This is a genomic window from Serinicoccus marinus DSM 15273 (assembly GCF_008386315.1).
GTDB lineage: Bacteria > Actinomycetota > Actinomycetes > Actinomycetales > Dermatophilaceae > Ornithinicoccus > Ornithinicoccus marinus.
The window spans coordinates 1,096,412-1,117,762 of record NZ_CP043808.1 but is presented as its reverse complement, the minus strand read 5'-3'; the positions used below and the strand labels follow the sequence as shown (position 1 = coordinate 1,117,762).

Below are 21,351 nucleotides of genomic sequence, written 5' to 3'. Positions count from 1 at the left end.
TCAGGCCGCCTTTCGTCCGAGCCACACGGCGGCGCCGATGAAGGCCAGGATGCCGATCGTCCACGCGAAGAGCGCGTCGCCGGCCGGGCCGAGGCTGCCGAGCGTGTGCCCGCCCTGGTCGTTGGCGCCCTCCTCGACGCTCTTGAGGAAGGCGATGACGTCGCGCTTCTCCTCGGGGGTGATGTTCTGGTCGTTGAAGACGGGCATCGACTGCGGGCCGGTGACCATCGCCTCGTAGATGTGCTGCTCGTCCACGCCCATGAGGGTCGGGGCGTACTTGCCGCGGGTCAGCGCGCCACCGGTCCCGGAGGAGTTGTGGCACATGGCGCAGTTGGTGCGATAGACCGCGCCGCCGTTGGAGGGGTCACCCTCGGAGGCGTCGAGCCACTGCTCCTCGGGCACGTCCGGCCCGGGGGCGAGGGAGTCGATGTAGACCGCGAGCGCGGTGATCTCCTCGTCGCTGAACTGCACCTGGGAGATGTTGCGCTCGGCCTGCACGTCCGGGGCCGGGAGCGGCATGCGTCCGGTCGCGACCTGGAAGTCGACGGAGGCCGCACCCACGCCGTGCAGCGACGGGCCGGCCTCGCCGTTGCCCTGGGCGTTGGCACCGTGGCAGGAGGCGCAGTTGCCGAGGAAGAGCTGGCGCCCCTCCTCCAGCTGCTCCTCGGTGGCCTCCTCGGAGGACGTGCCGGGCGGGACGTTCGCCTGCATCGCCGCGTAGGCCGTGCCGGTGAAGGACAGCGCCAGGACGATGAGCACCAGCAGCGCCAGCGGGCTGCGGCGGCGGGCGGCGAGAGATCTCACGCGGCGGTCCTTCCGGGGTGAGGGGGCAGGGTGGGGGCGGTCAGGCATACCACTCACCGCAGGATGTAGATGACGGCGAACAGGGCGATCCAGACGACGTCGACGAAGTGCCAGTAGTAGGAGGTCACGACGGCGCCGGTGGCCTGGGCGTGGGTGTAGCGCTTGGCGGTGAAGCTGCGCCCGATGATGAGCAGGAAGGCGAGGAGACCGCCGGTGACGTGCAGGCCGTGGAAGCCGGTGGTGATGAAGAAGACCGAGCCGTAGGGGTCGGCGGTCGGGGTGAGCCCCTCGCTGGTGAGCGTGGCGTACTCCCAGACCTGGCCCGCGATGAAGGTGGCGCCGAAGAGGTAGGTGAGGACGTACCACTCGCGCATGCCCCAGCCGGTGTCCCCCAGCGGGTTGCCGAGCTTGAAGATGCTGCCGGTGCGGTGGGGGATGCCGCGCTCGGCCTTCCAGACGCCGAACTGGCACCAGACCGAGGAGATGACCAGGATCATGGTGTTGATCGAGGCGAAGGTCACGTCGAGGTACTCGGTGCGCTCGGCCCACAGGTCGGGCGAGACCGAGCGGATGGTGAAGTACATCGCGAAGAGGCCGGCGAAGAACATGATCTCGCTGCCCAGCCACACCATGGTGCCGACCGCGACCATGTTGGGCCGGGTGGCCGGTCCGTGCGCCGTCGCATGGAACCGGTCAACATCGCTCAGGGTTGCCGCAGGAGTTGTCGCCACATACCCATGGTAGGCGACTTCGGGCGCCGTCGCGCGACCACCCCGCCGCCCCGTCGGGCAGTCTTCCTCCGGTCCGCGGGCCTCGGTAGGATCAGCCGCATGAGTTCTCCTGCGGTCCCCTCCACCCCACGGGCACCACCTCGGTCTCGATCCTGCTCTACAGCAACGACCGCAGCGTGCGCGACGCGGTCCGCGTCGGCGTGGGCGAGCGGCCCGCGGACGACGTGGTCGTGGAGCGGTGGATGGAGTGCGCCACGCCCGAGGTCACCCTCCTGGAGGCGCAGACCGGGGACTACGACCTGCTGGTGCTCGACGGCGAGTCGCAGCCCTACGGCGGGATGGGCGTGTGCCGCCAGCTCAAGAACGAGCTCTTCGACTGCCCGCCCGTCCTGGTGCTCACCGGACGGCCGGGCGACGGCTGGCTCGCCACGTGGTCGCAGGCGGACGCCGTGCTGTCGCGACCGCTCGACGAGGCCCGGCTGACCGCGGCGATCGCCGACCTGGCCCGCCGGTGACCTCCGGCGCCGGGGCGGACGGCGCGGCGCACCCGAGCTGGCCGGACGTCCTCACCGCGCTCACCCAGAGGCAGGACCTGTCCGCCGACGTGGCGGCCTGGGCCATGGACCAGGTGATGTCCGGGTCTGCCACCGACGCCCAGCTCGGGGGCTTCCTCACCGCGCTGCGCGCCAAGGGTGAGACCGCGCAGGAGATGACCGGACTGGCGGCCATGATGCTGCGGCACGCCCACCGCTTCGAGGTCCCCGGCCCCACCGTCGACATCGTCGGGACCGGTGGCGACCGTGCGATGACGGTCAACATCTCGACGATGTCCGCCGTCGTCATGGCGGCCGCCGGGACGACCGTGGTCAAGCACGGCAACCGGGCCGCCTCCAGCCGCGCTCCGGCTCCGCGGACATGCTCGAGGCGCTCGGGATCGACCTGGACCTCACCCCCGACCAGGTGCGCGACGTCGTCGCGGAGGCCGGCATCACCTTCTGCTTCGCCCTCACCTTCCACCCGGCGATGCGGTATGCCGGCGCCGTCCGGCGCGAGCTGGGCATCGGCACCGCCTTCAACTTCCTCGGCCCGCTGACGAACCCGGCCCAGCCACGCTATGCCGCGGTCGGCTGCGCGGACCCGCGCATGGCGCCGCTCATGGCCGAGGTCTTCGCCGGACGGGGCACCCGCGCGGTCGTCTTCCGCGGCGACGACGGGCTGGACGAGATCACCACCGCCACGACGAGCACCCTCTGGTGGGCCGGCGACGACGGATCGGTCCGGCGCTGGTCGCTCGACCCCCGGGAGCTCGGGCTCGCGGCGCACCCGCTGGAGGCCCTGCGCGGCGGCGACGCCACGCACAACGCGCAGGTGGCCCGACGGCTCTTCGACGGGGAGCAGGGCCCGGTGCGCGACGCGGTCCTGCTCAACGCCGGCACCGCCCTGGCCGTGGTCGCCGCTGGTGAGGCCGGCACCCACCCCGGCTCCGAGGCGGAGCTGCGGTCAGCAGTGGTCGACGGCATGAGCCGCGCGGTCGCCGCCCTGGACGACGGCGGCGCGGCCCGGGTCGTGGAGCGCTGGGTGCGCGCGACGCGCTGACCCGGCTCCGGTAGCGTCCGACCCATGCGCGCGATCGTCGTCGAGGAGACCGGTGGGCCGCAGGCCCTGACCCTGGTGGACTGCCCCACCCCCGGGCCCGGACCGGGCCAGGCGCTGGTGGACGTCGCCGCGGCGGGCGTCAACTTCATCGACATCTACCAGCGGTCCGGCGCCTACCCGCTCCCGACGCCCTTCGTCCTCGGGAGCGAGGGGGCCGGCACGGTCCACGCCCTGGGCCCGGGCACCTCGGGGCTGTCCGTCGGCGACCGCGTCGCCTGGGCGATGGCGCCCGGCACCGGCTACACCGAGCAGACGGTGGTCGCCGCCGACCGGTTGGTCGTCGTCCCCGTCGAGGTGGAGCTGGAGACCGCCGCGGCCGTGATGCTGCAGGGCCTGACCGCCCACTACCTCGCCCGGACGACCTTCCCCGCCGGCCCCGGGCATACCGCGCTGGTCACGGCTGCCGCCGGCGGGGTGGGGCTGCTCCTGACCCAGCTCCTGCACCGTGCGGGGGTGCGCGTGATCGGCACGGTCGGCTCACCGGACAAGGCCGAACTGGCCACGCAGGCCGGGGCGGACGAGGTGATCCTCTACCGCGAGACCGACCTGCTGGACGCGGTGCGCCAGGTGACCGGGGACGACGGCGTCCACGTCGTCTACGACGGCGTGGGCCAGGACACCTTCGAGACCGGGCTGGAGCTGCTCCGGCCGCGCGGCATGATGGTGCTCTTCGGCGCAGCCAGCGGTCCGGTCCCCCCGATCGACCCGCAGGTGCTCAACCACAAGGGGTCGCTCTTCTTGACCCGCCCCAGCCTCGCGCACTACGTCGCCGACCGCGCCGAGCTCACCGCTCGCGCCGACGACATCCTGCACCTCATCGCCAACGGCGAGCTGGACGTGCGGATCTCGGGCCGCTACCCGTTGGCAGACGCCCGTCGCGCGCACGAGGACCTGGAGGGCGGCGGCACGACCGGCAAGCTCATCCTCGTGCCCTGAGCGGCGTCCGGCCGGTCAGATCGCCTTCTCGCCGCGGAAGAACTCGAACGTCCACCCGAGGATCGAGATGAACAGGAACGGCACCGCACAGATGAGCAGCCACCAGCCCACCGCCAGGCCGAGCGCCACCGCCGAGATCGACAGGCCCAGCCACAACGGCCACCAGGAGTAGGGGGCGAAGTGGCCGTAGTCGCCGGACAGGTCCCCGATCTCGCCCTCGAGGTCGTCCTCCGGGCGCAGGTCGGTCTTGCGGCCGGTCACCCAGAGGTAGAACGCGATGAAGGCGGAGAACAAGGTCGTCAGCAGCAGGGCGACGATGCCCACCCACTCGTTCGGCTCGGTGAACCAGGCGTACAGCCCGGTCATGAGGGCGAAGAACGGGACGAGGTAGGCGAAGATCTTGACCTCGGCGCGCATCAGTGCTGTTCCTTCCCGGTGTAGCCGCCAGAATCAGTGCCGACCTGCCCGTCGGGGTCGGTGTCCGGGCCACCCAGCAACTTCTCGGCGACGCCCTTGTCGGGCTCCGGCGACTCCAGCGTCCCGATCTGCGGGTGGTGCAGGTCGAAGGCGGCACGCTCGGAGCGGATCCGCGGCAGCGAGTCGAAGTTGTGGCGGGGCGGCGGGCACGAGGTGGCCCACTCCAGCGACATGCCCCAGCCCCACGGGTCGTCGCTCGTGACCTTGGGAGTCTTGAAGCTCTTCCACACCGCGTAGAAGAAGGGGAGCATCGAGGCGGCGAGGAGGAAGGAGGAGATCGTCGACAGCTGGTTCATCCAGGTGATGCCATCCTCGGGGAGGTAGTCGGCATACCGGCGAGGCATGACCTTGACACCCAGCCAGTGCTGGATGAGGAAGGTGCCGTGGAAGCCGAGGAAGAGCATCCAGAAGTGGATCTTGCCCAGCCGCTCGTCCAGCATGTGGCCGGTGAACTTAGGCCACCAGAAGTAGTAGCCGGCGAACATCGCGAAGACGACGGTGCCGAAGACCACGTAGTGGAAGTGCGCCACGACGAAGTAGGTGTCCGAGACGTGGAAGTCCAGCGCGGGGCTGGCCAGGATGACGCCCGTCAGACCACCGAAGAGGAAGGTCACGAGGAAGCCGACCGCCCACAGCATCGGGGTGTCCAGCTTGATGGAGCCACGCCACATGGTGCCGATCCAGTTGAAGAACTTCACCCCGGTCGGGACGGCGATGAGCATCGTCATGATGGCGAAGAACTCGAGCAGGACCGCGCCGGTCGCATACATGTGGTGGGCCCACACCGAGACCGACAGTGCGGCGATCGCCATGGTGGCCATGACGAGCGTCTTGTAACCGAACAGCGGCTTGCGGGAGAAGACCGGGATGACCTCGGAGATGATCCCGAAGAACGGCAGCGCGATGATGTAGACCTCGGGGTGACCGAAGAACCAGAAGAGGTGCTGCCAGAGCATGGCGCCCCCGTGCTCGGGGTCGTAGATGTGCCAACCGAAGATGCGGTCCGTCGCCATCCCGAAGAAGGCGGCGGCGAGCACGGGGAAGACCACGAGCACCAGGATCGAGGTCACCAGAACCGTCCAGGTGAAGAACGGCACCCGGAACATCGTCATGCCGGGTGCCCGCATGCAGACGATCGTCGTGATGAAGTTGACGGCGCCGAAGATCGTGGCGAAGCCGCTGACCGCCAGGCCCACGACCCACAGATCGCCCCCCAGGCCCGGGCTGTGCGTGGGCCCGGCCAGCGGCTGGTAGGCGAACCAGCCGAAGCTCGCCGCACCGCTGGGGGTGAGGAACCCCCCGACGGCGATGAGGCTGCCGAAGAGGAACATCCAGAAGGCCAGCATGTTGAGTCGCGGGAAGGCCACGTCCGGGGAGCCGATCTGCAGCGGCACCAGCGCGTTGGCGAAGCCCGCGAACAGTGGGGTGGCGAACATCAGCAGCATCACCGTGCCGTGCATGGTGAACATCTGGTTGTAGATCTCGGGGTTGTCCACGACCTGCAGCCCGGGAACGAAGAGCTCGGCGCGGATGACCAGGGCCATGAGCCCGCCAAGGATGAACCACACCATGGTCGCGACGAAGTAGAGGTTGCCGATGACCTTGTGATCGGTGGTCGTGAGGACCCGGACGGCGTTGCGGACGAAGGAGCTGCGCTCGGCGACCGGCGGCTTCGCGGCGGTGGCAGCAGTGGCGGCGGTCCCTGGCCGCTCGGTCGTGATGGCCATCAGTTCTCCACTCCCTCGGGCAGCTTGCCCTGCTGGTCCTGCTGCAGCTCGTACATGTCGAGGTCAGGGCCGAGCTGACCGGTGTTGCCGGACTCCTCCAGGTCGGCGATGAAGGCGTCGTAGTCCTCCTGTGACACGACCTCGACCTGGAACAGCATCTCCGAGTGGTAGGCGCCGCACAGCTCGGCGCACTTGCCGGCGAAGGTGCCCTCCTCGGTGGTGGTCACCTGGAAGATGTTGACCCGGCCGGGGACCATGTCCATCTTCTGGAGGAAGTTGACCACCCAGAAGGAGTGGATGACGTCGCGCGAGGTGAGCACGAACTCGACCCGGCTGTCGACCGGGAGCACGAGGGTCGGCAGGGTGTCCGGCACGCCCTCCTCGCCCTCGCTGATCTCGCGCGCCTGCTGGCCGGTGACGAACACCTGCTCCTCGACGTAGTTGAAGTCCCAGCTCCACTTCTTGCCGACCACGTTGACGACCACGTCGGGCTCGGGCTCGGTGTCGAGCATGGCGTTCTGGAGGGTGACGGTCTGCCCGAACATCGTCGCGACCATGAGGATCGGCACGACGGTGTAGAGGATCTCGAAAGGGACGTGATAGCGGAACTGCACCGGGACCTCGTCCTCGGAACGGCGGCGGTAGGCGAAGACCGCCCACAGGATGAGCAGCCACACCAGGACACCCACCGCCAGGGCCGCGATCCACGTGGCGTTCCAGAACCCGACCACGTCGGCACCGACCTCGGTGGCGGGCTCGGGCAGGTAACCCCGGGTCACCGCCTCGCCGCACCCGGACAGCATCAGCGCCGCCGTCGTGACGGCGAGCGCGAGGCCGAGCCTGCGGGTCCGGGATCGGGCGCTCCCGCCCCCGTCCTCACGCCGTCGCACTGAGCCACCTCTTGCTGCTGGGACCGTCGAGCATCACAGACCCCACTCTACCCTCACGCCTGCCCGCCGTCCTCGCCGCAGGGGGGTGTGCCGCGCCACCGCCGCGGCAGCTCCCGGGCTGAGGCATCCCGCACGAGGCGGAGGTAGTCGGGTCGGTGGACGGTGACGACCCCCAGGGAAGCCAGGTGCGGCGTCTGCCACTGCGTGTCCAGCACCCAGGGCTCACCGTCCTCGGCGAGCACGTCGACCAGGCCGGCCAGCGCTGCCTTGGAGGCGTCGGGCGCCCGGTGGAACATCGACTCCCCCGCGAACAGCCGCCCGATCGCCAGCCCGTAGACCCCGCCCACGAGCCGTCCCTCGTCCCACACCTCGACGGAGTGGGCCCACCCGAGGTCGTGCAGCCGGCCGTAGGCCCGCGCGATCTGTCCGGTGATCCAGCCCCCGTCCCTCGAGGGGTCCGCGCAGCCGGCGACGACGTCCTCGAAGGCCTGGTCGACGGTCACGGCCCAGGACCGGCGGGAGCGCCGGGCGGAGCGGCTGAGGTGGAGGTCGCCGGGGAGCAGCACCCCGCGCGGGTCCGGCGACCACCACCCGACCGGGTCGGCGCCCCCCTCCCCCAGGCCCATCGGGAAGAGCCCGGCCCGGTAGGCGGCGAGGATGGTCCCCGGCTCGAGGTCGGCACCGATGCCGACGAGGTCTTCACCCGGCACCGCCCCCGCCGTCGAAAGGTCCCAGACGGTCGGCTCGGGCTCCACCGGTCCGCTCGCGCCTCCGGCGTCACCGCCTACGGCGTCCGCGCCGCCGCCGCAGTTGCCGACGGCGCCGCCCGCGGCGGCGCCGTCGGCAACTGCGCGGTGCTCGCTTCGCTCGCCCACTCTTCTGTTCCGAGAAACAGGCTCGCTACGCTCGCGTTTCTCGGGCTCAGCTGAAGCTGTCCCCGCACGCGCAGGAGCTGCCCGCGTTGGGGTTGTCGATCGTGAAGCCCTGCTTCTCGATGGTGTCGGCGAAGTCGATGGACGCGCCGTCGAGGTAGGGGGCGCTCATCCGGTCCACCACGACCTCGACCCCGTCGAACGCGGCGACGAGGTCGCCGTCAAGGGTGCGCTCGTCGAAGTACAGCTGGTAGATCAGGCCCGAGCAGCCACCCGGCTGGACGCCGATGCGTAGCCGCAGGTCGTCGCGGCCCTCCTGCTCCAGCAGGCTCTTGACCTTGCCGGCGGCGAGGTCGGTCAGGGTGACGCCGTGCGTCTGCGTGGTCTGGGTGTCGGTCATGGGCCGCGGGTCCTCTCGTGAGGGGAAGTGGTGCAGGGGGAACGCCGGTGGTTGCCGGTCCTGTTCCCGTCCCGACCAGCGTACGTCACGCCCGGGCGGGCGGGGTCCAGGTGCGGGCGACCCGCGTCGCGAGCGCCGCGAGATCTGCGCCCTCGTCGCCGCGCGGGGCGTAGGAGCCGCTGACCCCCAGCGACATCCCCTCACGGCGCCCGACGGAGACCTCCCGCGCCAGGACGACCGTCGGGGCGGCGACCTCGAGCGCCGCCCGTGCGGTGTCGGCGACCACGCCGTCGTGGACCGTCGTGTAGTCGTAGGCGTCGGTGACGAGGACGACCAGCGCACCAGCGAGGCGGTCGCGCACGTCCAGCTCGTCCAGGAGCAGCCGGGCCCCGGTGTCGGTCCGCGCGCCGAGCAGTTGCAGCGCGTAGCCCACGCCCCCACCGGCCCCGGCCCGGCGGCCCGCTAGGGTCGGCGCGGCAGCCCGGTGAGCAGGTCGCGCTGCGGCGGGAGCACCGCGTTGACCCGGTCGCTCAGCCCGCCGAGCTCGGTCTCCAGCCGCTGCGTCACCTCCGGGCGCACCCCGTGCTCCCCGAGGGAGGCGCTGGCGCCGTGGAAGCCCAGGAGCGAGGCCTCCGTCGTCGTGGCGAGCACCAGCCGGGTCCGCGACCAGGTGTCGCGCAGCGCAGGGAGGTCCTCGAGCCGCTCCCCCGCGCCGAGCCGGCGCAGCAGCCCGGCACCGCCGTCGTGGCAGGCCAGGTCTCCGACACCGACGACGACCCGCGACACCCCGAGGTCGCGCGCGCAGGTCAGGAGCGCCCCGAGACCCTCGCTGCCCAGCCCGGCCGGGTCGGCCAGGTCGTCCGCGGCGACCAGGTGGCGCCCGGCCACCTGCGCGGTGTCGAGGTATGCCGTCGCCCCGTCCGGACGCTCGACCACGGCGATGTCCGCGGGCACCTCGGCGCCGGTGGGGTCGGCGACGAGCACGGGGTGGCCGGTGACGGCAAGGCCGAGCGCCGCGGACCGCTCGGCGACGAGCGTGGCGAAGCCGGCGCCGCCGTCGTGCGAGGCGTGCGCCTCGACGTCGGCGTGCGGGGCCGACCGGGCCCACCCCTGGGCGACCTGCTCGGCGTCGCCCGGGGCCAGCCGGCCGGCGGACCGGTCGGCGACGACGAGGACGCGAGGTGCGGGCATACCGGCGGGCGACGTCAGGCGTAGACCATCTGCATGGCCTCGCGCACCTCGGCGAGGGTCGCCTCGGCGACCTCGTGGGCGTGCGCGTTGCCCCGCGCGAGGACGCGCCGCAGCTCGGCCGGGTCGGCCTCCAGCTCCGCGCGACGGGCGCGGACCGGCGCGAGGTGCTCGTTGACCGCCTCGGTCACGAGCTTCTTGAGCGTCCCCGAACCGCCGTCGCCGATCTCCTCGGCCACCGCACGCGGGTCGCGGCCCGTGGTGAGCGAGGCCAGCAGCAGCAGATTGGAGACCTCGGGGCGACCGTCGGGGTCGTAGGTGATGCGACGGTCGGCGTCGGTGACCGCCTTCTTGATCGCCCGGGCCGTCTGGTCGGCGGTCATCCGCAGCTCGATGACGTTGCCGCGCGACTTGCTCATCTTCTGCCCGTCGGTGCCGAGCAGGTTCGGCACCTCCGAGAGCAGGGCGTCCGGTGCCGGGAAGACCGGCGCGCTGCCGTCGCCCGCCCGGCCGTAGCGCTCGTCGAAGCGGCGCGCCACGACCCGGGTCTGCTCCAGGTGCGGCAGCTGGTCCTTGCCGACCGGGACGACGTTGGCCTTGCAGAAGAGGATGTCGGCGGCCTGGTGGACCGGGTAGGTCAGCATGAGCCCGGTCATCGGCCGACCGCCAGTGGCCTCCTGCTCCGCCTTGACCGTGGGATTGCGTCGCAGCTCGGCATCGGTGACCAGCGACAGGAAGGGCAGCATCAGCTGGTTCAGCGCCGGCACCTGGGAGTGCGCGAAGATCGTCGTGCGGGCCGGGTCGATGCCCACCGAGAGGTAGTCGGTGAGCAGCGAGTAGACCCGCTCCTGGATCGAGTCGACGGTGTCGCGGTCGGTGATGACCTGGTAGTCGGCGATGAGGACCCAGGTGTCGACGCCCTTGTCCTGCAGCGCCACCCGGTTGCGCAGGCTGCCGAAGTAGTGCCCTAGGTGCAGGTGCCCGGTCGGACGGTCACCGGTGAGCATCCGGTAGCGGCCGGGGTGGACGTCGAGGTCCTCGGCGATCTGCGCGGAGCGCACCACGCTGCGCTGCAGCGAGGCGTCGGAGGTCGAGTCGGCGAGGTCGGTGCCCGTGCTGCCTGAGGGGTCGTCGGGCTGCTGGGTCTGATCAGTCACGAGCGCCGATCGTAGCGGGGTGGTTCAGCCGAGCTCCTCGCGACCGTGCGGCGTGGTCCACCCGCTGGTGTCCGGGCCCAGCGGCACGACCCCGGTGGGGTTGATGTCGCGGTGCGTGGCGTAGTAGTGCGCCTTGACCTGCTCGAAGTCGGTCGTGGCGCCGAAGTCCCACGTCTGCCAGAGGTCGCGGGCGTAGGCCCACAGCACCGGCATCTCGGTGAGCTTGTGCCGGTTGCACTTGAAGTGGCCGTGGTACGCCGCGTCGAAGCGCACGAGCGTCGGCCAGAGCCGGACGTCGGCCAGGGTGAGCTGGTCACCCACGAGGTAGCGCTGGTGCTCCAGCCGGTCCGAGAGCCAGTCGAGGCGGGAGAAGAGCCGCTGGTATGCCTCCTCGTAGGCCTCCTGGCTGCCGGCGAAACCACACTGGTAGACGCCGTTGTTGACGTCGGCGTAGACGAGGTCGGAGACCTCCTCGATCTGGTCCCGCAGGTGCTCGGGCCACAGGTCGGGGGCGCCCGGCCGGTGGTGGTCGCCCCACTCGGTGACGAGGTCCTTGACCATCTGGTGGAAGTCGTTGGTCACGACCCTGCCCGAGGTCGTGTCGACGAAGGCCGGGACGGTGATGCCGGACTCCGGGTAGCCCTCGGGCCGCGCGTCGTAGGCGTCCTTCAGCCGAGGTATGCCCAGGACCGGGTCCACCCCGCCCGGGTCCAGGTCGAAGGTCCACGAGTCGGCGTCGTGCACCGGGCCGGCCACGCCCATACCGATCACGTCCTGCAGCCCCAGCAGGTGCCTGGTGAGGATCATCCGGTGCGCCCAGGGGCAGGCCCGCGAGGTGATCAGCCGGTAGCGTCCCGGCTCCACCGGGAAGCCGTCGCGCCCGTCCCGGGTGATCCGGTCCGGGATGTAGCGGGTCTTGCGCTCGAACCCACCGTCCGGGTTGACGTAGCTGCCGCCACCGGACTCGGCGCCGCTGTTAGTTGAACCGTCACTCATCATGGTCCCCATCATGCCCCGTCGCGGCCAGACGTTCCAGCAGGAGCGCCTCGGCCACGCAGACCCGCTCGAACTCACCGAGGTGCAGGCTCTCGTTGGCGGCGTGCGCCCGGGTGTCCGGGTCCTCCACCCCGGTGACGAGGATCGCCGCGTCCGGGAAGCGCTCGGCGAAGGCCGCGACGAACGGGATCGACCCGCCGACGCCGATGTCGACCGCGTCCACCCCGTCCCAGGCGTCCCGGAAGGCCGACCGCGCCACGTCGTAGACCGGTCCGCGCGCGTCCGCGGCGAAGCCGGCCCCGTCGTCGACGACCTCGACGTCGACCCGGCAGCCCCAGGGCGCGTGCTCCAGCAGGTGGGTCCGCAGGGCCTCGGCGGCGGTCGCCGGGTCCTCCTCCGGGTGCAGCCGCATGGACAGCTTGGCCCGGCCGACCGGGGTGAGCAGGTTCGCCGCGGTGTCCACCGAGGGGGCGTCGATCCCGATGACGGTGAGGGAGGGCCGGGTCCACATCCGGGAGAGCAGCGAGCCGGTGCCGATCGGCCGGACGCCCTCGGGCAGGCCGGCGTCGGCGCGCAGGTCCTCCTCGGTGAAGTCGAGGTCGGCCGCCTCGGAGGTGCGCAGACCGGGGACGGCCACGTCGCCCGCCTCGTCGTGCAGCGTCGCGAGCAGGCGGCAGAGCGCGGTCAGCCCGTCGGGCACGACGCCGCCGTAGAGGCCGCTGTGCAGCCCGTGCTCCAGCGCCCGCACCTCCACGACGACACGGACCATCCCCCGCAGCGTGGTCGTCAGGGCGGGGACCCCGATCTTCCAGTTGTGCGAGTCGGCGAGCACGATGGCGTCGCACCGCAGCGACTCGCCGTGCTGCTGCAGGATCGTCGGCAGCGAGTCCGAGCCCACCTCCTCCTCACCCTCGACGAAGACCGTCACCCCCACCGGCGGCCGACCGCCGTGGGCGCGCAGCGCCGCGACGTGCGCCATGATCCCGGCCTTGTCGTCCGCGACGCCACGGGCATACAGGCGCTCGCCCACCTGGGTCGGCTCGAAGACCGGGGTGTCCCAGTCCTCCTGCGCACCGGGCGGCTGGACGTCGTGGTGGGCGTAGAGCAGGACCGTGGGCGACCCGGGCGGGCCGTCACGGTGACCGATGACCGCCGGCCGTCCGCCCTCGCGCACGATCCGGGCGTCCAGGCCCTCGGCACGGAGCAGGTCCGCGGTGGCCTGGGCGCTGTCGTCCACGTGCCGCTGGTCGAAGGAGTCCAGGGACACCGACGGTATGCGGGTCAGGGCCTCGAGGTCCGAGCGCACCCCCGGCATGAGGTCCCGGACCCGGGCGGTGAGATCGGCGGTGCGGTCGGCGTCGGCGTCGGCGGCGAGGTGCTCCATGCCGGCAGAGGTTATCCGCCACTACGCGGGACCGGGTCGGCACCTCCGGCCCTCACCTACACTCGGGGGGTGATGTTCGGGAAGAGGTCGGGTGAGCTGACCGAGACCAAGCTCCAGGCGGCCCAGCAGCAGGCGCCGGAGCCGGTTGACCGCGCGCGTCCCGCGGGCAAGGGCCGGCCCACCCCGAAGCGTCGGGACGCCGAGCGCGCCAACCGCCGGCCGCTGGTGGTGGACAAGAAGGCCATGAGCGCCGAGCAGAAGGCGAAGGTCCGCACCGAGCGGGCCCGGATGCGCGAGGCCATGCTCAGCGGTGAGGAGAAGTACCTCCCCGCCCGGGACAAGGGACCCGAGCGCCGCTTCCTGCGCGACGCCGTGGACGTGCGGTGGAACGTCGGCGAGATCCTGCTGCCCGCGATGATCCTCGTGCTGGCGGTCTCGCTGCTGCCCTTCGAGTGGGCCCGCGGCGGCACCTTCCTCGTGGCCTACACCCTCATGCTGGGCGGCGTCATCGACGTGTGGCTGCTGTGGCGCCGCACCAAGAAGCGCTTCACCGCGACCTTCGGGCAGGAGCCGGGCCGCGGCTCGGCGTGGTATGTCGTGCTCCGGGCCTTCCAGATGCGCCGCAGCCGGATCCCGCGCCCCGCCGTGGCACGTGGCGAGGAGCTGCGCCGGCGCTGACCCGCGCACCTGGGACGCACCGTGGCGCCGTGGCTTCCGTGCTTCACCAGGGCGGACCGGCCACCGGTGCCCTAGGGTCGGACCCGCACCGGCTCTGCCGAGCGAACCGACGGCGCCCGGTCGTTGCTGTCGGCCCTCGGTCAGCACCAGAACGGCCTCGCCGACGGGGCAGCGCTGGACCAGATCGACGTGCAGGACGGGGAGAAGATCGTCGGTCACGTCTTCGGCGGCAACACCGACGACGTCGTCAACCGGCTCGGGGGATGTCGGGGTCGCAGACCTCGTCCCTCGTCCGCAAGCTGCTCCCGATCCTGGCGCCCATCGTGCTCTCCTGGCTGGCCAAGCAGGTCACCGGCGGAGGCGGCGGATCCGCGGCGACCCCGGGGCAGACGGCGCCCGGGCAGCCGGACGGCCCGCTCGGGCAGGGACGCGCCACCACCGAGGACCCGACGGAGCAGCGGTCCACCGACCTGACCTCCGTGCTGCAGGACGTCCTCGGCTCCGCACTGGGCAGCGCGACCGGCACCGGCTCCTCGGGGTCCTCCGGCGGCATCCTCGGCGACGTGCTGGGCGGCATCCTGGGTCGCCGCTGAGGGCGCGGGCACCCGTCGCGACGCTTTGTATGCTGACCGGCGACAGTTCCCCAGCCCCGAGCCCGAGGAGCGCCGGCCACGATGACGTCCACCCTGGTCCTCGGCAGCGACGGTAGCGGCGTCGCCCGCCATGCCACCTCCCTCCTGCGCGGTCACGACGCGGTGACCTGCCTGGTCACTGCCAGCCCGCCGGTCCCCGCCGGGATCGCCGACTTCCGTGAGCGGCTGGGCCAGGTGCCCGGCGAGCGGCCGGAGGGCTGGACCGAGGTGCCGGTGACCAGCCTGGCCATGGCCCTGCTCGCCTCCCGGCGGCCGGTCCTGCTGAGCAGCGTCCCTGACTGGCTCTGGTCGGTCGTCGAGGCCGAGGGCCTGTGGGCCGACCCTCGTGCCGCCGCCCGGCACATGGAGCCCATGCTGGAGGAGGCTGCGGTCGCCCTGCGCGCCGTGCCCTTCGACGTGGTGCTGGTGAGCAACGAGCCCGCTGCGCCGACCGCGTCGGACGACCGGGACACGCTGCTCCTGGCCGAGCTGCTCGGGGTCGCGAACACCCGCCTGTCGGCGGCCTGCGCCCAGGTGCACGTCGTCACCGCCGGCCGGGTGCTCGACCTGTCGGGCGCGCGGCCGGTCCCGGCCGGCTGAGGCGAAGCCGCACCGGCTCTCCAGCAGCCACCAACGACCGCACCTGAGGCTCCAGCTCGTGCTCCAGGGTCGACGGCTGCGCGTCACTGCGCTCGCTCGCCCTGGTCATCACGCGTCCTCCGACGCCTGCCGAGGGTCGTCCGACAGATAGTGTCGCGCCCATGACGACCACACCGGGGCAGGACGAATGACTTCGACACGCGACACCGTGCTGCTGGATGTCGACGGCACCCTTGCCGACTCCACCTACCACCACGCCCTGGCCTGGGCCCGGGCGTTCGCCCGCTTCGGCCTCACCCCTGCGCTCTGGCGGGCGCACCGAGCGATAGGCATGGGTGGGGACAAGCTGGTCGCTGTGGTGACCGATGACGAGGTGGAAGCCCGTATCGGTGACGACCTGCGGAACGCCTGGGAACAGGAGTACTCCCGCATCCTCGGCGAGGTCGTGCTGCTGGAGGGGGCCAGTGAGCTGGTGCTGTCGCTGCACGAGCGCGGGCTGAGGGTGGCCCTGGCTTCTTCGGGCAAGAAGCGGTTCACCGATCACATCATCGAGCTGCTGGACCTGCCCGAGGGGGTGCTCAGCACCGTCACCACCTCTGAGGACGCCGAACAGTCCAAGCCGGCGCCGGACATCCTCGGGGTCGCCCTGCGACGGGCAGGAGGTGAGCGCGCCGTCCTCGTCGGTGACACACCGTATGACGTGGCCTCCGCAGCACGGATGGGTGCGCCCTGCGTCGTGGTGCGCTCCGGTGGCTTCGGGGTGCAGGAGTTGCGAGACGCCGGGGCCGTCCTGATCGTCGATGGCCCCCGAGACCTGATCACTGCCGACTGGGACGAGCTGTGTCGGGCCGAGCCACCGCTCGGCTCGGACGACCCGCAGGAGCCGTTGCCGCACTGATCTGGGGTTGCGGACGACGCCACCATCGCCGACAACGAGCTGGCACGCCGGCCCCAGGGCCATGAGCAACCGGTGGTCGGTGCCAGCAACGGGCGGTGAGAACTCAGCCCGCGGCGCCACCCTCGACGAACGGCGGCTTGCTGACCTCCACCGGGACCTCCCGACCGCGGACCTCGACCACGAGCTCGGTGCCCTGCTCGGTGCCCCGGTCCAGGAGCGCGAGCGCGATCCCCTGCTTGCGGGTCGGGCTGAAGGTGCCGGAGGTCACCTCGCCCACCTCCCGGCCGGAGGAGTCGAGCACCCGGCACCCGGCTCGCGGGATGCCCCGGCCGGTCACGACCAGCCCGCCGCCCAGCCGGCACTCCTTGGCCTCCCGCTGCGCGGTGAGGACCTCCCGGCCCCAGAAGGCCTCCTTGCCCCACCCGACCGCCCAGCCGGTGCGGCCCATGACCGGGGTGATCTGGTCGGAGAGCTCGTGGCCGTGCAGGGCATACCCCATCTCGGTGCGCAGCGTGTCGCGCGCGCCCAGCCCGCAGGGCAGGCCGCCCAGCGGCTCCATCGCGGCGGTGAGGGCGTCCCAGAGCGCGGGCGCGTCGGCGCTGGCGCAGACCAGCTCGTAGCCGCGCTCCCCGGTGTAGCCGGTGCGGCACACCGTGACCGGCACGCCCTGCCACTGCGCCTCCACGAAGCTCATGTAGTCGTGGCCGGTCGGCAGCCCGAGCTCGTCCATGACCTCGTCGACGCGCGGCCCCTGGAGCGCGAGGATGGCGTAGTCGTGGTGCTGGTTCTCCACGCTGACGTCCTCGGGGCGCTGCTCCGCCTCCTGGAGCAGCTCGACCACCCGGGCGGTGTTGGCGGCGTTGGGGATGAGGAAGACCTCGTCCTCGGAGCGCAGGTAGGCGATCATGTCGTCGACGACGCCCCCGTCGGAGGAGCAGCACATCGTGTACTGCGCCCTGCCCGGCTCGATGCGGTCCAGGTCGTTCGTCAGGCAGCTGTTGAGGAAGTCCTTGGCGCCCGGCCCCGTGACGAGGGCGTTGCCGAGGTGGGAGACGTCGAAGAGACCCACCCGCTCGCGCACGGCGGTGTGCTCGGCGACGACGCCGCCACCGGGGTACTCGATCGGCATGGACCAGCCGCCAAAGTCGGCCATCTTGGCCCCGAGCGCGAGGTGCCGGTCGTGCAGCGGGGACGTCATCGTCGCGGAATCGCTCATGACGCTCACCCTAGTGGCTGGCGTCGTGGCCTAGTGTCGGTCACCACGCCCCGACGCGACCGTCGGGCGACCACCCGAGCGACCGACGCCGCAGGAGAGCTGTCCCCACGGCGCGGAGACAAGGAACCATCCATGAGCGGCTGCATGCCCGTGACCTTCACCACCGACGACCTCGCCACCGCCCAGGTCGACGCCCTCGTCCTGGGGGCGACCAAGCGCGACGGAGCCCTCGCCCTGCTCGAAGGGCACGGGCTGGACGAGGACGTGGTGCGGTCGGTCTCCGACGCCCTGTCCGCGCTCGGCGCCGAGGGCTCGACCGACGAGGTCTCGCTGCTGGCGGGGGTCGACGGGGTCGAGGCAGGCCTGGTCCTCGTCGTGGGCGTCGGCGGGAGCGGACCGGCACCGCGGACCGAGCAGCTCCGCCGTGCCGCGGGCGTCGCGGCGCGCTCGCTCACCGGTCGAGGGTCGGCCGTCTTCGCACTGGGCCAGGAGGGCCGCGACCAGGCCCTCGCCGTCGCCGAGGGGGCGGCGCTCGGCGCCTACAGCTACGTCGAGCAGCACGGGGTCGGCAAGGCCGGCTCGGCGAAGGCACCGCTGGCCTCCGCGTCGGTCCGCGGCCTGGACGGCGAGGAGGCGCAGGCGGCGCAGGCCGAAGTCTCCGCGATGGTGGACGCCGTCTCGTATGCCCGTGACCTGGTCAACACTCCCCCGAACCTGCTCTACCCCGAGACCTTCGCCGCGGACGTCGTGAGCCGGGCGCAGGAGGCCGGCGTCGAGGTGGAGGTCTGGGACCCCGAGCAGCTCGCCGCGGAGGGCTGCGGCGGCATCATCGGTGTCGGCCAGGGCTCGGCCCGCGGACCTCGTCTCGTGACCCTGCGCTACACGCCCGAGGGCGCCGACCGGCACCTGGCCCTCGTCGGCAAGGGCATCACCTTCGACTCCGGCGGGCTCTGCCTCAAGCCGGGCGCCTCGATGGTGACGATGAAGATGGACATGGGCGGCGCCGCGGCCTGCGCCGCCGCCACCCTCGCCATCGCCGAGCTGGGCCTGCCGGTCCAGGTGACGGCATACCTCTGCCTCGCGGAGAACATGACCGGCGACCTGGCTCAGCGCCCGGGCGACGTCGTGACGATGCGCGGCGGACGCACGGTCGAGATCATCAACACCGACGCCGAGGGGCGCCTGGTCATGGCCGACGGCCTGGCGCTGGCCACCGAGCAGCAGCCGGACGCCATCGTCGACGTGGCCACGCTGACCGGTGCCTGCATCGTCGCGCTGGGCGAGCGGACCATCGGGGTCATGGGCAACGACGACGAGCTGCGCGACTCGCTGGTGCGCCTCGGCACGGATGCCGGGGACACCGCGTGGGCGCTGCCGATGCCGGAGGAGATCCGCCCCACCCTCGACACCCCCGTGGCCGACCTCAAGCACACCGGTGAGCGGTCCGCAGGGGCGATGGTCGCCGCGACCTTCCTCCAGGAGTTCGTCGGCACCCGCGGGGAGGGCGCGCAGGCCTCCCCGATCCCCTGGGCCCACCTCGACATCGCCGGTCCGGCCTACAACGAGAAGTCGGCCTGGGGCTACTACCCCAAGGGAGGCACCGGGGCCGGCGTGCGCTCGCTGGTCGCGCTCGCCCGCTCCTTCGCCGGCTGAGTGCCACCGCACGCACGAGGGGCACCACCGCACGTCGCGGTGGTGCCCCTCGCGTCCGTCTGCCGGGCGACGTCAGCCGCTCTTGCGGCGGAACATCTGCTGGGCACCCGAGGTCTTGGCGTCGCGCTCCTGCGCGACCTTGCCGTGCTCGGAGTGGTCCGAGACATCCGTCCCGCCGTGGGCCTGCTTCTTGGCCAGTGCCTCGCGGAACTTGGCCTTGACGTCGTCCGTGACCGGATCGTCGCTCATCGGGCCACCTCCTCACTCTCGCCGGACATGACCGGACCACCCTGGCACGCGGCACGTGCGTCCGCCACCGAATTCCGGGCAGGTGGCAGGATGGTCCGCGGACGGCCTTCCAGGGTGGCACCACGCCTGACCCAACGGCAGCATCACCCGTAGACTGCAGACCCCGGACGAGGAGAGAGTCAACAGACATGTCGGAACGTGTATCGATGCCCGCCCTCGGTGAGTCCGTCACCGAGGGGACCGTGACCCGCTGGCTCAAGAGCGTCGGCGACTCCGTCGAGGTCGACGAGCCGCTGCTTGAGGTGTCCACCGACAAGGTCGACACCGAGATCCCCTCCCCCGTCGCGGGCACGCTGCAGGAGATCCTCGCCGAGGAGGACGAGACCGTCGAGGTCGGCGCCGACCTGTGCGTCGTCGGGGACGGCGACGGGGGCGACAGCAGCGACTCCGGCGGCTCGGACGCGCAGGCCGACGAGGAGGAGTCCCAGCAGGAGGACTCCGGTGACGCTGATGAGTCCGACGAGCAGGAGCAGGAGTCCGGGGACTCCGGTGAGAGCCAGGACGCGAGCGACTCGAAGGATGAGAGCAGCGAGGACACCGGGTCCGGGGACTCGGGTGGCTCCTCCGGGGGCGGCGGCGGCTCGGAGGGCGAGACCGTGACCATGCCCGCGCTGGGCGAGTCGGTGACCGAGGGCACCGTCACCCGCTGGCTCAAGTCCGAGGGCGACTCCGTCGAGGTCGACGAGCCGCTGCTCGAGGTCTCCACCGACAAGGTCGACACCGAGATCCCCTCCCCCGTCGCGGGGGTACTGACCTCGATCCTCGCCGGGGAGGACGAGACCGTCGAGGTCGGCGGGGAGCTCGCCGTCATCGGGGGTGAGTCCTCCGGCGGAGGTTCCGACGAGGGCTCCTCGCAGGACGAGGAGAAGTCGGAGGAGCCCGCTGAGGTCGACAAGGAGGAGAAGGCCGAGGGCGAGTCCGAGGAGAAGCCGGCCGAGGACGAGAAGAAGGAAGAGAAGGCCGAGGAGGACTCCTCCGAGGACCTGGGCGGCGAGCAGGAGAAGCAGGAGAAGGCGGCCCAGGAGGCCTCCGAGTCCAGCGGCACCTCCGACGCCGACGACAGCGGCCAGGCGGTCGGTGTCGGCACCACCTCCGCCGAGGCCGGTTCCACCTCGCACAAGGACGCCGACGGCGACGGCACGCGGGACGTGGAGCAGCGTCAGCAGTCCACGGCCTCGACGCCGCAGGGGCAGGACGTCAGTGCCTACGTCACGCCGCTGGTGCGCAAGCTCGCCGCCCAGCACGACGTCGACCTGGGCTCGCTCACCGGAACCGGTGTGGGAGGCCGCATCCGCAAGCAGGACGTGCTCGACGCCGCCCAGGCCAAGAAGGAGCAGCCTGCCGAGGCACCGGCGGCACAGGAGGAGAAGGCCGCCACGCCGGAGACCTCCGCCCCGTCCGGGGGCGGGTCCCCGAGCCCGGAGAGCGAGGCCAAGCGGGGCACGACCGAGAAGATGTCGCGCCTGCGCAAGGTCATCGCGACCCGCATGGTGGAGTCGCTGCAGACGAGCGCCCAGCTGACCACGGTCATCGAGGTCGACGTCACGAAGATCTCCCGGCTGCGCAAGCGCGCCAAGGACGAGTTCCTCAAGCGGGAGGGCACCAAGCTCTCGTTCATGCCGTTCTTCGCGATGGCCGCCATCGAGGCGCTCAAGGAGCACCCGATCGTCAACGCCAGCGTCGAGGACGACTCCATCGTCTACCACGCGGCGGAGCACCTCGGCGTCGCGGTCGACACCCCGCGCGGCCTGCTCGTGCCGGTCATCAAGGACGCCGGTGACCTCAACATCGCGGGCCTGGCACGCAAGATCGCCGACCTGGCCGAGCGCACCCGCGACAACAAGGTCACGCCGGACGAGCTGTCCGGAGGCACGTTCACGCTGACCAACACCGGGTCGCGCGGCGCGCTCTTCGACACCCCGATCATCAACCAGCCCAACGTCGGCATCCTGGGCACCGGCGCGGTGGTCAAGCGTCCGGTGGTCATCGTCGACGAGGACGGCATGGAGACGATCGCGATCCGCGACATGGTCTACCTCGCGATCAGCTACGACCACCGGGTCGTGGACGGCGCGGACGCCGCGCGCTTCCTGGCGACGATGAAGGAGCGCCTGGAGGACGGGAAGTTCGAGGTCTGAGGAGCCGGC

General features: G+C 71.8%; 21 protein-coding genes and 3 pseudogenes. 10 read left to right on the top strand and 14 right to left on the bottom strand.

All coding sequences use genetic code 11. The features are described 5' to 3' along the window. Both qcrC and ctaE read right to left on the bottom strand, forming a co-directional pair. On the bottom strand, nucleotides 1-804 hold the full coding sequence (gene qcrC / locus FU792_RS05295) for a cytochrome bc1 complex diheme cytochrome c subunit (RefSeq protein ID WP_022924774.1): 804 nt from the start codon (nucleotides 802-804) through the stop codon (nucleotides 1-3). Nucleotides 805-857: 53 nt separating this feature from the next. Next, complete coding sequence (ctaE, locus tag FU792_RS05290) at nucleotides 858-1,454, bottom strand: aa3-type cytochrome oxidase subunit III (protein ID WP_022924775.1); 597 nt, start codon at nucleotides 1,452-1,454, stop codon at nucleotides 858-860. Nucleotides 1,455-1,711: 257 nt separating this feature from the next. Between ctaE and FU792_RS05285 the strand changes: the two genes are divergently transcribed. From FU792_RS05285 to FU792_RS05275, 3 genes and pseudogenes are all read left to right on the top strand, one after another. Next, nucleotides 1,712-2,050, top strand: a complete 339-nt coding sequence (locus tag FU792_RS05285; RefSeq protein ID WP_238706048.1) for a response regulator transcription factor — start codon at nucleotides 1,712-1,714, stop codon at nucleotides 2,048-2,050. Further along, nucleotides 2,047-3,131: pseudogene (gene trpD / locus FU792_RS05280) on the top strand (anthranilate phosphoribosyltransferase). The gene FU792_RS05285 and the pseudogene trpD overlap by 4 nt, the downstream one beginning before the upstream one ends. A 24-nt stretch (nucleotides 3,132-3,155) precedes the next feature. Beyond that, nucleotides 3,156-4,127, top strand: a complete 972-nt coding sequence (locus FU792_RS05275; RefSeq protein ID WP_022924778.1) for a quinone oxidoreductase family protein — start codon at nucleotides 3,156-3,158, stop codon at nucleotides 4,125-4,127. A gap of 15 nt (nucleotides 4,128-4,142) precedes the next feature. Here FU792_RS05275 and FU792_RS05270 read toward each other — a convergent pair whose 3' ends face one another. From FU792_RS05270 to FU792_RS05225, 10 genes and pseudogenes are all read right to left on the bottom strand, one after another. Beyond that, a complete protein-coding gene (locus FU792_RS05270; protein WP_022924779.1) occupies nucleotides 4,143-4,544 on the bottom strand; it encodes a cytochrome c oxidase subunit 4 in 402 nt (133 codons plus the stop codon). Continuing rightward, the gene (gene ctaD / locus FU792_RS05265) at nucleotides 4,544-6,331 is read right to left on the bottom strand and encodes an aa3-type cytochrome oxidase subunit I (RefSeq protein ID WP_022924780.1); all 1,788 of its coding nucleotides are present in this window, start codon (nucleotides 6,329-6,331) and stop codon (nucleotides 4,544-4,546) included. The genes FU792_RS05270 and ctaD overlap by 1 nt, the downstream gene beginning before the upstream one ends. Further along, nucleotides 6,331-7,221, bottom strand: coding sequence for an aa3-type cytochrome oxidase subunit II (ctaC, locus tag FU792_RS05260; protein ID WP_022924781.1), 891 nt, complete (start codon nucleotides 7,219-7,221; stop codon nucleotides 6,331-6,333). Before ctaC ends, ctaD begins: the two co-directional genes overlap by 1 nt. A 53-nt stretch (nucleotides 7,222-7,274) precedes the next feature. Continuing rightward, entirely contained in the window at nucleotides 7,275-8,096 is an 822-nt protein-coding gene (gene aat / locus FU792_RS05255) for a leucyl/phenylalanyl-tRNA--protein transferase (RefSeq protein ID WP_022924782.1), read from the bottom strand. Between the two features lie 46 nt (nucleotides 8,097-8,142). Beyond that, on the bottom strand, nucleotides 8,143-8,493 hold the full coding sequence (erpA, locus tag FU792_RS05250; protein WP_022924783.1) for an iron-sulfur cluster insertion protein ErpA: 351 nt from the start codon (nucleotides 8,491-8,493) through the stop codon (nucleotides 8,143-8,145). A gap of 85 nt (nucleotides 8,494-8,578) precedes the next feature. Next, a pseudogene (locus FU792_RS18395) lies at nucleotides 8,579-8,938 on the bottom strand (glycerate kinase); the annotation flags it as partial. Nucleotides 8,939-8,955: 17 nt separating this feature from the next. After that, a complete protein-coding gene (locus FU792_RS05240; RefSeq protein ID WP_149814590.1) occupies nucleotides 8,956-9,684 on the bottom strand; it encodes a glycerate kinase in 729 nt (242 codons plus the stop codon). A gap of 14 nt (nucleotides 9,685-9,698) precedes the next feature. Continuing rightward, complete coding sequence (trpS, locus tag FU792_RS05235; RefSeq protein WP_022924785.1) at nucleotides 9,699-10,838, bottom strand: tryptophan--tRNA ligase; 1,140 nt, start codon at nucleotides 10,836-10,838, stop codon at nucleotides 9,699-9,701. A gap of 24 nt (nucleotides 10,839-10,862) precedes the next feature. Beyond that, nucleotides 10,863-11,834 carry a glutathione S-transferase family protein gene (locus tag FU792_RS05230; RefSeq protein ID WP_052327818.1) on the bottom strand — a complete coding sequence of 324 codons (972 nt, stop codon included), beginning with the start codon at nucleotides 11,832-11,834 and terminating at the stop codon, nucleotides 10,863-10,865. Further along, a complete protein-coding gene (locus FU792_RS05225) occupies nucleotides 11,827-13,218 on the bottom strand; it encodes a dipeptidase (RefSeq protein WP_022924787.1) in 1,392 nt (463 codons plus the stop codon). The genes FU792_RS05230 and FU792_RS05225 overlap by 8 nt, the downstream gene beginning before the upstream one ends. A 72-nt stretch (nucleotides 13,219-13,290) precedes the next feature. Here FU792_RS05225 and FU792_RS05220 point away from each other — a divergent pair, with 72 nt between their 5' ends. The 5 genes and pseudogenes from FU792_RS05220 (at nucleotide 13,291) to FU792_RS05205 (ending at nucleotide 16,026) form a co-directional block, all read left to right on the top strand. Further along, nucleotides 13,291-13,896 carry a DUF3043 domain-containing protein gene (locus FU792_RS05220; protein WP_033418741.1) on the top strand — a complete coding sequence of 202 codons (606 nt, stop codon included), beginning with the start codon at nucleotides 13,291-13,293 and terminating at the stop codon, nucleotides 13,894-13,896. Between the two features lie 123 nt (nucleotides 13,897-14,019). Next, nucleotides 14,020-14,109, top strand: a pseudogene (locus tag FU792_RS19125) (DUF937 domain-containing protein); the annotation flags it as partial. A 50-nt stretch (nucleotides 14,110-14,159) separates the two neighbouring features. After that, a complete protein-coding gene (locus tag FU792_RS05215; protein ID WP_149814589.1) occupies nucleotides 14,160-14,489 on the top strand; it encodes a DUF937 domain-containing protein in 330 nt (109 codons plus the stop codon). Between the two features lie 81 nt (nucleotides 14,490-14,570). After that, nucleotides 14,571-15,128 carry a bifunctional adenosylcobinamide kinase/adenosylcobinamide-phosphate guanylyltransferase gene (locus FU792_RS05210; protein ID WP_022924790.1) on the top strand — a complete coding sequence of 186 codons (558 nt, stop codon included), beginning with the start codon at nucleotides 14,571-14,573 and terminating at the stop codon, nucleotides 15,126-15,128. Between the two features lie 187 nt (nucleotides 15,129-15,315). Next, on the top strand, nucleotides 15,316-16,026 hold the full coding sequence (locus tag FU792_RS05205) for an HAD family hydrolase (RefSeq protein ID WP_022924791.1): 711 nt from the start codon (nucleotides 15,316-15,318) through the stop codon (nucleotides 16,024-16,026). 103 nt (nucleotides 16,027-16,129) lie between these two features. Here the strand turns inward: FU792_RS05205 and gcvT are convergent, their stop codons facing one another. Next, nucleotides 16,130-17,242, bottom strand: a complete 1,113-nt coding sequence (gene gcvT / locus FU792_RS05200; protein ID WP_028130985.1) for a glycine cleavage system aminomethyltransferase GcvT — start codon at nucleotides 17,240-17,242, stop codon at nucleotides 16,130-16,132. Between the two features lie 132 nt (nucleotides 17,243-17,374). Between gcvT and FU792_RS05195 the strand changes: the two genes are divergently transcribed. Further along, on the top strand, nucleotides 17,375-18,895 hold the full coding sequence (locus FU792_RS05195) for a leucyl aminopeptidase (protein ID WP_028130986.1): 1,521 nt from the start codon (nucleotides 17,375-17,377) through the stop codon (nucleotides 18,893-18,895). 72 nt (nucleotides 18,896-18,967) lie between these two features. On the opposite strand, the gene FU792_RS16665 is transcribed toward FU792_RS05195, so the two are convergent. Continuing rightward, on the bottom strand, nucleotides 18,968-19,144 hold the full coding sequence (locus FU792_RS16665; protein ID WP_022924794.1) for a DUF5302 domain-containing protein: 177 nt from the start codon (nucleotides 19,142-19,144) through the stop codon (nucleotides 18,968-18,970). A 188-nt stretch (nucleotides 19,145-19,332) separates the two neighbouring features. Between FU792_RS16665 and sucB the strand changes: the two genes are divergently transcribed. Beyond that, entirely contained in the window at nucleotides 19,333-21,342 is a 2,010-nt protein-coding gene (sucB, locus tag FU792_RS05190) for a 2-oxoglutarate dehydrogenase, E2 component, dihydrolipoamide succinyltransferase (RefSeq protein ID WP_022924795.1), read from the top strand. Nucleotides 21,343-21,351 lie beyond the last annotated feature (9 nt).

Coding starts and splice junctions, on each gene's coding strand:
- FU792_RS05220 (WP_033418741.1), top strand. CDS start 13,291: ATGTTCGGGAAGAGGTCGGGTGAGCTGACCGAGACCAAGCTCCAGGCG.
- gcvT (WP_028130985.1), bottom strand. CDS start 17,242: ATGAGCGATTCCGCGACGATGACGTCCCCGCTGCACGACCGGCACCTC.
- sucB (WP_022924795.1), top strand. CDS start 19,333: ATGTCGGAACGTGTATCGATGCCCGCCCTCGGTGAGTCCGTCACCGAG.
- FU792_RS16665 (WP_022924794.1), bottom strand. CDS start 19,144: ATGAGCGACGATCCGGTCACGGACGACGTCAAGGCCAAGTTCCGCGAG.
- ctaE (WP_022924775.1), bottom strand. CDS start 1,454: ATGGTCGCGGTCGGCACCATGGTGTGGCTGGGCAGCGAGATCATGTTC.
- FU792_RS05205 (WP_022924791.1), top strand. CDS start 15,316: ATGACTTCGACACGCGACACCGTGCTGCTGGATGTCGACGGCACCCTT.
- FU792_RS05230 (WP_052327818.1), bottom strand. CDS start 11,834: ATGAGTGACGGTTCAACTAACAGCGGCGCCGAGTCCGGTGGCGGCAGC.
- FU792_RS05275 (WP_022924778.1), top strand. CDS start 3,156: ATGCGCGCGATCGTCGTCGAGGAGACCGGTGGGCCGCAGGCCCTGACC.
- FU792_RS05195 (WP_028130986.1), top strand. CDS start 17,375: ATGAGCGGCTGCATGCCCGTGACCTTCACCACCGACGACCTCGCCACC.
- FU792_RS05215 (WP_149814589.1), top strand. CDS start 14,160: ATGTCGGGGTCGCAGACCTCGTCCCTCGTCCGCAAGCTGCTCCCGATC.
- FU792_RS05240 (WP_149814590.1), bottom strand. CDS start 9,684: ATGCCCGCACCTCGCGTCCTCGTCGTCGCCGACCGGTCCGCCGGCCGG.
- erpA (WP_022924783.1), bottom strand. CDS start 8,493: ATGACCGACACCCAGACCACGCAGACGCACGGCGTCACCCTGACCGAC.
- FU792_RS05270 (WP_022924779.1), bottom strand. CDS start 4,544: ATGCGCGCCGAGGTCAAGATCTTCGCCTACCTCGTCCCGTTCTTCGCC.
- ctaD (WP_022924780.1), bottom strand. CDS start 6,331: ATGGCCATCACGACCGAGCGGCCAGGGACCGCCGCCACTGCTGCCACC.
- FU792_RS05210 (WP_022924790.1), top strand. CDS start 14,571: ATGACGTCCACCCTGGTCCTCGGCAGCGACGGTAGCGGCGTCGCCCGC.
- FU792_RS05225 (WP_022924787.1), bottom strand. CDS start 13,218: ATGGAGCACCTCGCCGCCGACGCCGACGCCGACCGCACCGCCGATCTC.